The following is a 12,003-nucleotide window of genomic DNA, read 5'->3' as shown; positions in this document are numbered from 1 at the left end:
ACTGTCCCATCACTAATTAATAATTTTTATAACTCCACCGCCTATGGCGTAATATTTTCCTGCCCCTATTATTTCTATAATATCTATTAGCTTAGACTCCATTAATATTTCTTTAAATTTTATCCTACCAATATAGCCTTCTTGTATGAATCTATTAGCTCCTAAATGTAAAGGGCTTCTAATTTCAAATTTTACTGCATCAAATTCATACAAATTGTTTATAGGTTTAATTGTTTTATCTGTTATATTATAAAGTTCATTTAGTTCATCTAGTTTTTCTTTTTCCTTTATAAATATATTCTCTCTTATGTCTATTGGAGTTAGTACTTGAATGGTTTTTATATTTTTATTATTTTTAAGCTTTCCTACCTGTTCTACAGACCTATTTAGTATTACAAACCTATATTTTTCTCCAAAAAGCCCCCTGGCTTCAAATTCCTTTAATATATATTCTATAAAATCTATATGTTTTGCTGCCTCCCCAAGGAAAATAAATTTCAATTCTAATTGGTCTTCAGCCTTAAAGTTTCTTTTCGAAAAAAGGGGCCTTTCCACTATAATAGGCATAGTTTCTATATATTTAAAATCTCCTGATGAAATATAATAATACAAACATTTACTATTATGATTGCAGCTATTACATTTCTTATCTATTTTGATACATAATATATTTTTAAGCCTTTTAAAAATTGATTTTAAAAAAGCGATTTCCGGTTCTTCTTTAAATATTATCTGTTCTAAAAATTTTAGTTTATATTTTACTTTTTTTATGCGCACCATGCCTACCTATCAACCTTTTCAAGTATTGTAAATCCTAATAATTTTGGTGATACTGATGGATTGATAAATTTTCTTGTCTTTGGAAATTCATAGTTTTTATTATATCTAAAAGGTTTTGCTATATTTTTGATTTCTTGTGTATAATAATCTTTATCTAATTTTTTAATTGCTAAAGCTACTGTATTAGATTTATATCCTTTTCCTTTGCCTATTCTAAGTACTGGGGAGTCTATGCTGTTTTTTGCCTTTATTTTCTCCAATGTTTCAATTATTTCTTTCGTATTAAACAATGGGTGTTTGTTAATTCTATAGTATTCTAGTTCATCTTCAATAATATCCTTTGAATATTGATACAGCACCCTACGTAGTTCTTCATCTTTAAAGTATTTAATTATTTCTTGATTATATTTCCCAACTAATTTTTTATGTCCTCTTATTTCAAAATCAAATTGTTCGCTTTTATTGTCTTCTTCTACAGTTTCTATAACATTACCGGGAATAAAATTATTTATATTATATATTGTTTCCTCATATATACCTACTTCCTTATCAACCATATTAACATCTTTAACCCCCAGAAATTTGAATGGATCTTGCAATATATCTTGTTCTAACCATCCGTCCTTAACCCCATATATAATATAATCATCTATTGAAAAATGTCTAACTCTGTTTAAAAATTTGACCGCATCTTTTATGTATTCAATCCCCTTATTAAGGATATAATCATACAAGATTGCAGTTCTTATTACTCCTTTTATAGTAGAACCAGGTATATAAGGGCCTTGTAGATTTGTCATTGTTCTATATATTTCTTGCCCAGATAAGTCTTCTGTATAATTATTTCCTTTAAGTTTATACTTATCTACCACAGATTTTTCAATTATCCCTTTATCTATATAATAATCTAGTGTTTTATTGTATTCTTTTCTTCTCCTACCTGCAGATGCAAAATTTCTTAATAATTCATCATTTAATAATTCTTGTTGTTTGACTGATTCAATTACATCCATTTCATCAAATATTAGTACTTTATCATCCTTTACCATATAATTCATAGCTTTTATAACTTCCCCGCTATGTATATGGATTGGTGATAATATTTTAAATATATATGCCATTTCTATCACCTACCTTATAAGAAAAAGCCTAGACCATTATGTCTAATTTTTTTATAGTTTATGTCTTTTACTATAGGGAGCCTACCGTAAATCTCTTTATTCTGCCTTAAAACAATCTTTGAACCTTCTACTATATATCCAATCTGGCTTTTTAGTATATCTTGTCCAAAGAAATCATGTCTGCTTTCTATCTTATAATTACCTATGGATATCTTGTACATGCTTTCTTCCCAATTAACCTCTTCATAATGCGGGATATATTTTGATAATAGTAGATTTTCTTCTATATTCTTTGTATAGTTAAAAATCCCTTTATAAGTAACCCTAAATCCATTAACTCCTACACTTTTATCTCCTCCAATAGCACTATCCGCCATGTATCTAAATACAGGTAAAAAGTAATCTATATTTTCAGTTTTGATTAAAAAATACAAATTAGTATTGGGCTTTAAAAAGCCCCTTTTGTAGTAAAATAATTTTCCCTCGTCTGTAGTACCACTCAACCTGTTTATAAGGTTTCTTCTGCTATTTTCTTCATAATAGTCTATGGCACCTATTTTTTCATCTTTGTATTGAAGTATGTTTTCAGAAGTGTAGAATTTCCCTTTTCCTGTTAATATATCTTCCACTACTTCTTTCCTATCTAATTTACCTTCTAAATAATCTTTAAAAACCTGTTCTGACATATATTCTATCTTGTTCAGCCGTTTACCTCTAATAGCTAATTGACTACTTTCAATATCCATTTTGTTTCCTATATCTATAATCTCTTCTAAAGTAGCCCAGTTCATAACAGGTGCTTTGAAGAGTCCTTCTATAAAAGATGAGGATACTACAAATTTATTTTCATGGTCTATAAAATTACTTAACAACTCCTCTAGTTCATCTTCTCCATATAATTCCCGAATAGACCAACACATGGCACCAAATATAGTTTGTGAATCGGGAAGTGTAGTCATGCTGCCATAAGGGGTAAGGCTAATTTTATGTATGTTCATCCCTATCACCCCTTATCATATAGTATGTTCTATTATTTCTTGTTCTTTTTTTCCAATATAATAATCCCTATCTCTTAAATAGATCTTCACATCTTTAAACTTTATTTTCCCAGCACCTCTAGATCCACTACCACCTAGGTAGCTATCTTGCAATAGCCGCATCCCTTCTAAAAGAAGATCTAGTAATCTTTTATCTTCCTCCACATATTGGGTCAACACTATCTCACCTTTAAATTCTGCACCCTTGGGAACCCTTTCAAAGAATCTTGGGCTAGCCTTTGAGGTTAGCCTATTTATATTATTTTCAGCCTTAATTTCGGTAAATATATTTTCCCCTAATTGGGATTGAAGCATTTGTTTGCTCTCTTCTGTAAGATAAGCATCTCTAACTATGGCCCGTGAAACCAGTATTTTTTCTTGAACATTGTCACTTTCTTTATTTAAATTATTAGGTGATACTCCAAAAAGTTTACATACATCATATTTTGGGTCATTTAATACTTTTCCTCCGTTATGGATCAATACGTCTGATGCTTCTTGCCATTCTAAAAGACTTCGTATTTTCCCTTTTAATGATGAGCCAGGTATATAGGGTTCATCTGTTATGGGGTTTTTAACTACAGGATTGTCTATTCCCCCTATATCGAAAGATATATTTCCTGCTTGTATTTGCAGACCTGTCTCACATTCTAAAATATATTCAATAATATATCTTTTAATCATTGTGCACCCTCCTTAAATTAGCTTCCCATTTTAGAATAAGCTACTACTGCAGTATAAAAACCTACAAAGCTTTTGTAATCTTCCTTATCCTTTATTTTATTTGGCGTAATACATTCCTTCATTAAATTATAAAATGTTGATGGAATTAGATCTCTTCCTCTTGCATAAGCAATCTGAGGCATTATTAAAAGTATCTGATTCATTTGTTCATTAGTTAACTTATTTTCTTTGTTTCTGTTGACACTTTCTTCTATAGTTTTTAATTGGGTAAATATTTTTCTTAATTGATTGGAATTCATTGCTTTTTCATTTAAATTTTCTGCCGTCTTATAAGCCCATCCATCGGGTAAGGCGTATTTTTCTGGGATAAACACTTCTTTCAAGGATTGGGCTTTTTTTATTTCAGATATCAAATTATTAATTGGGTTTTGTCCCCCATAATTGGACCTTCCCCTTTGTCTTTGTCTAATCATATTAATCCTCCTTTACATCTCTAGTTTTCATTATTGCTATCATAAGAGGATATTTTATAAATTCTATTTCACTATCCTCTATACGGGGTGTAATCAACCTTCTTATCATTTCGTTTTTTATTTTTTCTTCCCCTATGTTTCGTGAAAGAGAATAGGCTATTTGTGGGACCAAATCAAAATCAATATTCCCCTTCCTTTTAATATTTTTACTGCCTACCATGATATCATGGGCAAGATTTCTAGATATATATTCTTTATTAATCCAATTTGTATACTCTATACCATCCTCTACTAGTTTATAGACATTATACTTGCCGTTTTGCCAACTAAAGGCTTTATTTAAAAGTGATAGAGCATCTTTACCCTCATATTCTTTAGCATATTCCAAAGCTTTTTCACCTTCATACAAGGTTATTCTAACTGGCGCTTTAGAATCGGCTATATATATACCTCCAGATATGGTTATATTAGGATTATAGCATGTGAATTTACTCAAATGCTCCTTTATTTCAATAGCTAACCTTATAGTCCAATCCCATGGACCTATAATAACTAAATCATCTCCACCAGAGAAATTAATATAAAATAGATTGTCCATTTGAACTTCTTGGGGGTCTACTGTAGCAATATATTCATCATATAAATTTTCACATATTTTATTTATGTATCCACAAAAGAACAAATCTATCATTCTACTTAGGGTGGATATTCTAGCTATGCTTTTGTTTTCTTCTTCAAATCCAGTTGAAAATATGGTTCCCAAATTATCTATGTCCATTTTAAGTACTGCAATTTTCTGATCCCCTTCAGCTAAAGGAGCCATGTCGTTAAAGGATGCCACTACACCTTTTTTAAGGGGCACAGTATTGCCTACAAATTTGATTCTACCAAATTTACCTGTGCCATTTATATTTTCTACCAAAAACCCAATATCTGAATCTTCCAATTTAGAATAAAAACATACTTGTCCCATAGAGCCAAAGCTTACCCTTACATCACACTTTTTAATTTCTCCTTCAAAGTCATAGACTATATATTTTAATCTATCTTTAACCAGCTTTTCTCCTAGACTAATATGAGTACTACATTCTTCGCATAAGATATTATCTATGGTTGCCTTATGCTGATAGCAGTATATACAAGGATTTTGGAGTCTACTTTCTTGTATGAAAAACTTATCCTTTTCCATACTAATTATGTTTACAAATTTTTGATTTTTAGCTTTAGCAAGTTCCTCTTGTAATTTAGTTAAAGAATTGGAATAATCTTTTATACCATTATCGTTTATTTCAATATGTGCAAAAACTAATCCTAATCTTGCCCCATATTTTTTATAGAGATATCGTTGAATTTCTGATTCTATTTCACCTAGCTTTTGCTTCACTTCTTTAGTATTAGGAAGAAGTAGTTGAAAGTTTCCTCCTCCACAATATAGAATATTAGAAATATTTAAGCCAAGCTCTTTAACTATATACTTGCTAACAAAGTCTATGAGAACATTTATATAGAAGGATTTTCCCCTTAAGTTTTTAGAGACATTTTCCTTAGTTTCTTCCCCTTCTGTTACTTGGTATATAAAGCTTTGAACACCTGATACATCCCCTGCAAGAAGTATAAATCTATTTTCTTCTTGTTCACCCCTGTGGTAATATTCATTTAAGCATGTAGCTATTGCTGATGTAGTTTTTAGGCTTTCAAAAAGGCTAATATCCTTATATTTGCCCATTGTACATGGAACAAATGTGGTGTGTTTTTCAAGTATATAGTAGATTTTATTATATGCTTTTTCTTTATCTTTTAAATTAGATACATGCTTATCCTTTAGCTCCCATTCAATTTCCCTTTCTAGCTCTTTAAATATATGTATATATTCATCTGTTAGGTCTTGATTTTTAAATTCTTCTTCTTTTTTAGGAAAGATATTGTTTGATATATCCATTGGAGTTAGTGGATAATAGTAGTTTTCCTTGTGATACTCTTTACCTATATTAATATTTTGAAATATTGAATATAGCCTTTGTTTTTTAACCTTGCCATTATCTTTACTTTCTATATTTTCATCCATATCCAAAGATAGACTACTTGCTTCATGGAGTAGTTTATTTATTGAATCCTTTGTAATAGATAAGCCAATTGATTTTAGCAGATGATTTTCTATTGGGATCTGCATTCTATTGGATACTTGGTTTAGTCCACAAATTAGTGCAGCAAGGGCTACATCATAATTGTCAATCATCCCTCCACCTCCTAAAATGTATTATCTTATATTAATATTTTCTAAACATCACGTGTTTAAATTCCCGTGATATTTTTATAGTCTCGCCTATTTTTTCTTCTACTACATTCCTCTCTGTTGTTGCATAGATTGGAGTAATATTCTTAAAAATACAATAATCTACCATAGATACAGTTGCACCAAAGTCACCTTGGACTAAAGCATAGTCTCCAGGCTGTCCTTTTTCATCTATCCATCTTTTAAAATCCTCAATATATTCGTTCAAATCTTCTATATGCGGTGGAACATTTGCCCACTTATTTAAAAGTTCGGTATCTGGTTTTATAAATTTGGATATATTAAATCTTTCCATTGCTTCCTTTTTTTGTCCTTCTGTTAGTTCATGGGAAAATATTAATAATAATTGCTTGTCCTTTGATTGCTTATCATTGTTGAATTCACCATAAAGTATGGATTCAGCCCTATGGATAAAAGTTTTTAGATTATTATTAAAAACGATATGCTTTGCTGGATTTTCTCTCCATCCTGCATGATTTATATCGTTCCTTATAGTGCCAATATTGTAAATCAACATAAATAAATCTTCAGCATTTTGTTTGTTCAAACCTAAAATTTCATGATCAGCCTCAACATTCTTTTTTTCTACATCACGGGCATAGCTTGTAACTTTATTTCTATTATTTTTATCAAATTTATCTAAACCCCACTTTTCACAAACATAATTTATAAGTCCCTCTAGTAATATGGTAAAGCCTTGTTGGTACATTCTATTTTCATGGCACCATTTGGCTGTTTCTATTATATTTATATACTCATCAGTAGTACTAAAATTTTTAAATCTTTTTTCAACCATTTCCATTATAGGGCTTAGGGGTTTTATCCTTTCATGGGCGGCATTTTCCACTACAGTATGGATACTTTCCTTAAGGGAAGATATTGCACCGGTAAGATTAGGCCCTCTACATGTAGCTACGGTATTACTAAAATTGTTCATAGATTTAGAAAGATCTTTTAGCGCATTGGGATCCCTAAATAAAATGGATTTGTCTAAATTTGATTCAGAAACCTTTCTACCTATTTTCTCATTTATTTTTTTAGTTTCTAAGGTAGTTAAATCTTTTACCAAAGATGCATCCCCTGTGGCTAAGTATCTATCAATTGCAATAGTCCAATCAAATAGATTTATAAAGGATGTAAGATCAAATATAGGTGCATTTCTTTCCTCTATAGGAAGTTTTTCTACTTCATGTACATATCCTAATACATCAAATGCACCATAATATATGGCTTTAAGACTGCAGTTTTTTACAATACGTGCATAGTTTATTACTATAAATGTTAGCATGGGCAAGTATCTGAAAGAATGAGTAATATCTAATATTATTTCATCCTCTTCCTCTAATTGATTCAGTATAGCATTAAATATTTCCCATAATTCCTCTTCATTATGTCCTTCAGGTATCATTACATTTTCCACGGGAATGTGGAACTTTTTAGATATATCAGCCAACTCTTCATTTAATCCTGGTCTAGTATCGCTATATGCATTTGCTATCCAATTTTTATTATAAGCATCTTCTGTTGTAAATATAGTTATTTTGTCAGGTACTATATCATTTTTGGCTAATATTTGTACCAAAGCTTCTTGGACATAGCAGCAATCGTTTGCCTTATGTTCCCCAAAATAATAATTACAGGGTAAATACCGATTAGTCCCTAATAAGGATATAAATTTTAACATAATTATTCCTCCGTTATATATTTATATATTTCTATGCCTTTTTTAAATAAGGCTTCAAAATGATCCTGCTGTTCTAGGAAATTTTGAGTGCCTCTACTTCTAGACCCATGAACAGCTGCATTTCTAGTATATTCTATATCGAAGTAAGTTTTTATTTGGTCTTTATCTTTAAATACAGTGTTTTTATTCCCTTTTATAAATTTTCTAATTTCTTCATGCTTATCATAGTCTTGTCCGCTTTCAAAACCATACTTTCTACCAATGGCTATGATAAGCCCCTCGTATAAAAGTATTAGGGATTTTAAATATTGTTTCCTATAAAAGAAGAATTTTGATCTCTCTACCATTCTTTTATGTAATGATGCGCCTATAAGTGGTTCTATTTCTTTATTTATGTATTCTGCTATTTTTGCTTGATGGTTATTTCCCTTCGACTTTTCCTTTAGATTCATATTAATTGTTTCCAAATCGGTTCTTGGTTGTCTGTTCATTTCAAGCCAAAAATAAGTTTCATCTGTTTTAGAAATATTTAGATCTTCCAAAATATTGGGGAAATACCCTGAATAGTTAAATACTGCGATATTTTCAGCGTATGAAACTAAATTATTGATGAAGTCAATTTTTAATATAGGGGTAGGCTCGTTTTGATCATTCCAATTTGCCTTTAGCTCAAAGGCACCGTAGTATACCATAATGTCAGATATATTCTTGATATGTTTGAGTGCCATTAATGAGAAAGCAATTATAACAGGCATGTGTCTAAAGGCGTGAGTTATATCAAGAACTACTTTCCTTTCAGTGTCAGGAATTTCATGTATCATATGATCTATGTATATCTGATAATCTAAAGGATCTACTAAGATTAAACTCAGCCCTGGCACATATTCTTGAAGAGCCTGTTCCCATTGGGAGAGTAAGGATTGGGAGACACCTTCATTTTCTTCATCATAAACTGCATCATACAGTTCGATCATCTTATCATGATATTTTTCATCCACTACATAAAGGAGCTCTGACCAGGTAGATCTATTGGTTCCAAATATTAACCATGTGTCTATATTTTGACCTTGTTTTTTAAGAATTTTGTATAGAGCAGAGCCAAAGAAGGAAGTGTATATAGTATCTTTCGTTTCATCATAATAGTATTTAGTTTTTATGTATCCTTTAGTTCCTTCAACGGTTTTCCCTTTGCCTATTAGCGAAATTAATGTGGTCAAGTTATTTGACATATAATCACCTCGGTAAAAAAGTCAAAACCTTGTCATTTAAATATTATTGTAACATTTTGTACCAATAAATTCAATTTATATACATATATAAAACAAAAAACTTCCTATGAAAGGAGGTTTTTATGCCAAGATTTATTACGATTCCTAATAGGTAGACTATAAACTCTGTTTCTCCAGTAAGCCCACCGTTGGTTATTATGAGTTTCAATTCCTTATAGGTAGTCTATCAACGCTGGAACAATTTTCTTAAAGCGGCAGGATTAACAGATTTCAATTCCTCATAGGTAGTCTAGTATGTAAATGTCAACTCAAAAATGGTTCTTCCTCATAATTGGTTATTGTAAGGATAATTGCCAAATGATATAATTTAATTGGGTGATAACAATGAAATATAAATTGATCAAAGGCATGTTTCCTGAATATTTAGAAGAGAAATCAATTGAAGTTAATGAAGATAAAATTATAATATATCTTTCCAGTAAAAGAAAATCCTGTAATTGTCCATTTTGTAATACTTCGTCTTCGACAGTAGCAACTTATTTTACCAGGAAAATGCAGGATTTAAATATTATAGATAAGCCTTTGTTTTTAGTAATTAGGCTTGCAAAATACAGATGTGAAAATCCAGATTGTAATGCAAAAGTATTCAGCGAGAGAATAGAGGAGCTTGCTGGGACAAAAGAACGTAGAACTAAAAGATTGAATGAAATGCTGACTAAATTCTCCTTAACACAAAGTGCCGAAGCTGCTGCTAGGAGATGTAGTGATATTAATATTAAGGTGTCTGGGGATACCCTTTTGAGGTTATCTAAGAAATGGGAGCCTTCCATAGATGAAGATTCAATTTATTCTATCGGAATCGATGATTTTGCCTTTAAAAAAAACATCATTACGGAACGGTTATAATAAACTTAGATACTGGAAAAATAATTGATATTTTAAATACTAGAGATCCAGAAGAAATTCAAGAGGTACTTAATAAATATCCAAATCTCCATACTATTTCTAGGGATAGGGGCTATTCTTACAGAGCTGTATCAAAAGAATGTAACCATATAGCTGATAGATTCCATTTAATTATGAATCTAAGTGAAATAATATCAAAGGAAATAAAGAATAAAATTCCTATGTATATCAAAATAACGAATATGCAAAATGAGATAACAGATGTAGAAGCTAGGGATAGAACAAGGGAATTCACAGATATGCAAAAAGAAAAACAAAAACTAATATTGGAGATCAAAAGAGAATCGGCTAAAGGAAGGTCCGATAGAAGCATTGCTAAAGAATATGGAATAGATAGAAGGACTGTAGCAAAGTATGTTAACGTTACTGATATAGAAGATGCCAGTGTGTACAATACCAGTAATAGAAATTATAGCTATCTTGACCCGCATAAGGATGAAATTATTAAATTGTATCTACAAACAAGAAATGTCTCAGAGGTTTATAGAAGGCTTAAGGAAAGAGAAATTATCCTTACATATTCAAATCTCAAACATTATATATCAAAAATTGAAAAAAGTAGTATGTTGAAGGAAGATGATAAAGCTAAAAGTCAGAAATCAAAAAAGATAAGTAGAAGTCAGGTCATTAAATATTTATTTAATTGGAAATGTAACGAAGAAACTAAAACTTATATTAAAGAGATTCTAGAACAATACCCAGTGTTGAAAATATATAAATCATTTTATCAAAGATTCAAGGAATATTTGATAAATTTAAATATTTTATGTTTTATAAACCTATTAAGTTGTAGTTATGAGGATAGCTGCATAAATAAATTTATATCATCTTTAAAAACTGATTGGGAAGCAGTAACGGATTGATCCCTTAATTTTGGACAAAAACTCACTAATACTTCCAATATCATAATATTTCATTTTGCCCTTGGTTTATTGTACATTAATATTTATCTTCATCAAGGGTAAAGGCTACGCCCCTCAAAGCAGGCCCTTGATTTCAGCTAAATATTAATGTGTTAGGCACTTGAAGGCAAAGTATTAAAGCTTTATTTTCAAAGGTTTTGCTGTTCCTTCCAATGTTTTATGGTAAAATTCTACTGGTGAAATATATCCTAAAGAACTATGGATTCTAACTTTATTGTAGAATTTAATATATTCATATACTGCTTCATAAGCTCCTGTATAGCTTTTAAATTCGTACCTTGACAAACATTCATCTTCTAACAATCTATGAAAAGCTTCTATATGGGCATTTTTATTTGGAGTCTTAAATGGTATCCTTTCATGCTCTAATTTTAATTCTTTACAAGTATCTTGAAATTTATTGCTGATGAATTGTGGGCCATTATCTGACCTTATAATCAAGTTAATTTTCTTATTATAAAGTTCCCGCTTCATTAATCCCCTTTTAAGGGTTACGATTATGTCTTCAGTTTTACAAGATAATCCCATATGATATTCTATTATATTTCTATCATATACATCTAAAAAAGAAGCTATATAGAAGAATCTATCTTCACCATGAATATAACCATATTTAACATCTACTTCCCAAAGGGAATTTGATGTTGTTATTTCTCTATTTATAGCTATTTTTCTAGGAAATTTAGGTTTAATTTTCCTTTGAGGCCTTAAGACCTCAAGCTCTTTACATAATCTATATACTTTTTTCTTATTTATAATTAAATTAAATTTCCTTCTTAACAATACAGTTATTTTGCAGTAACCGTAGTACAA

At 30.3% G+C, this 12,003-nt stretch carries 11 protein-coding genes; 2 read left to right on the top strand and 9 right to left on the bottom strand.

Annotated features, from left to right (window positions below; all coding sequences use genetic code 11):
• Positions 1 to 12: 12 nt before the first annotated feature.
• The 8 genes from CUL_RS0107075 to csx2 are packed head-to-tail and all read right to left on the bottom strand — an operon-like array spanning position 13 to position 9,301.
• On the bottom strand, positions 13 to 777 hold the full coding sequence (locus tag CUL_RS0107075) for a hypothetical protein (protein WP_157752633.1): 765 nt from the start codon (positions 775 to 777) through the stop codon (positions 13 to 15).
• A 5-nt stretch (positions 778 to 782) separates the two neighbouring features.
• The gene (gene csm5, locus CUL_RS0107070) at positions 783 to 1,901 is read right to left on the bottom strand and encodes a type III-A CRISPR-associated RAMP protein Csm5 (RefSeq protein ID WP_025640920.1); all 1,119 of its coding nucleotides are present in this window, start codon (positions 1,899 to 1,901) and stop codon (positions 783 to 785) included.
• A 14-nt stretch (positions 1,902 to 1,915) separates the two neighbouring features.
• Positions 1,916 to 2,899, bottom strand: coding sequence for a type III-A CRISPR-associated RAMP protein Csm4 (csm4, locus tag CUL_RS16900; protein ID WP_035142996.1), 984 nt, complete (start codon positions 2,897 to 2,899; stop codon positions 1,916 to 1,918).
• Positions 2,900 to 2,914: 15 nt separating this feature from the next.
• Entirely contained in the window at positions 2,915 to 3,622 is a 708-nt protein-coding gene (csm3, locus tag CUL_RS16895) for a type III-A CRISPR-associated RAMP protein Csm3 (RefSeq protein WP_035142994.1), read from the bottom strand.
• A gap of 17 nt (positions 3,623 to 3,639) precedes the next feature.
• Positions 3,640 to 4,095 (bottom strand): type III-A CRISPR-associated protein Csm2, encoded by a 456-nt coding sequence (gene csm2 / locus CUL_RS0107060; RefSeq protein ID WP_025640919.1) that lies wholly within the window; start codon positions 4,093 to 4,095, stop codon positions 3,640 to 3,642.
• A 1-nt stretch (position 4,096) separates the two neighbouring features.
• A complete protein-coding gene (gene cas10, locus CUL_RS0107055) occupies positions 4,097 to 6,331 on the bottom strand; it encodes a type III-A CRISPR-associated protein Cas10/Csm1 (RefSeq protein ID WP_025640918.1) in 2,235 nt (744 codons plus the stop codon).
• A 31-nt stretch (positions 6,332 to 6,362) separates the two neighbouring features.
• Positions 6,363 to 8,072 (bottom strand): CRISPR-associated protein Csx20, encoded by a 1,710-nt coding sequence (gene csx20, locus CUL_RS0107050; protein WP_025640917.1) that lies wholly within the window; start codon positions 8,070 to 8,072, stop codon positions 6,363 to 6,365.
• Positions 8,073 to 8,074: 2 nt separating this feature from the next.
• A complete protein-coding gene (gene csx2 / locus CUL_RS0107045) occupies positions 8,075 to 9,301 on the bottom strand; it encodes a TIGR02221 family CRISPR-associated protein (RefSeq protein WP_025640916.1) in 1,227 nt (408 codons plus the stop codon).
• A gap of 384 nt (positions 9,302 to 9,685) precedes the next feature.
• Between csx2 and CUL_RS0107040 the strand changes: the two genes are divergently transcribed.
• Together CUL_RS0107040 and CUL_RS0107035 are read left to right on the top strand one after the other, a co-directional pair.
• Entirely contained in the window at positions 9,686 to 10,207 is a 522-nt protein-coding gene (locus tag CUL_RS0107040) for a transposase family protein (RefSeq protein WP_025640915.1), read from the top strand.
• A 221-nt stretch (positions 10,208 to 10,428) separates the two neighbouring features.
• Complete coding sequence (locus CUL_RS0107035; RefSeq protein WP_157752632.1) at positions 10,429 to 11,130, top strand: hypothetical protein; 702 nt, start codon at positions 10,429 to 10,431, stop codon at positions 11,128 to 11,130.
• A 174-nt stretch (positions 11,131 to 11,304) separates the two neighbouring features.
• On the opposite strand, the gene CUL_RS0107030 is transcribed toward CUL_RS0107035, so the two are convergent.
• Positions 11,305 to 12,003: IS3 family transposase (locus CUL_RS0107030; protein ID WP_025640913.1), on the bottom strand; the 699-nt coding region annotated here is incomplete at its 5' end.

It is taken from the genome of [Clostridium] ultunense DSM 10521, from assembly GCF_000511955.1.
In the GTDB taxonomy this organism is placed as follows: Bacteria; Bacillota; Clostridia; order Tissierellales; family Tepidimicrobiaceae; genus Schnuerera; species Schnuerera ultunensis.
The sequence above is the reverse complement of the archived record's forward strand: the minus strand, read 5'-3'. Positions and strand labels throughout refer to the sequence as shown.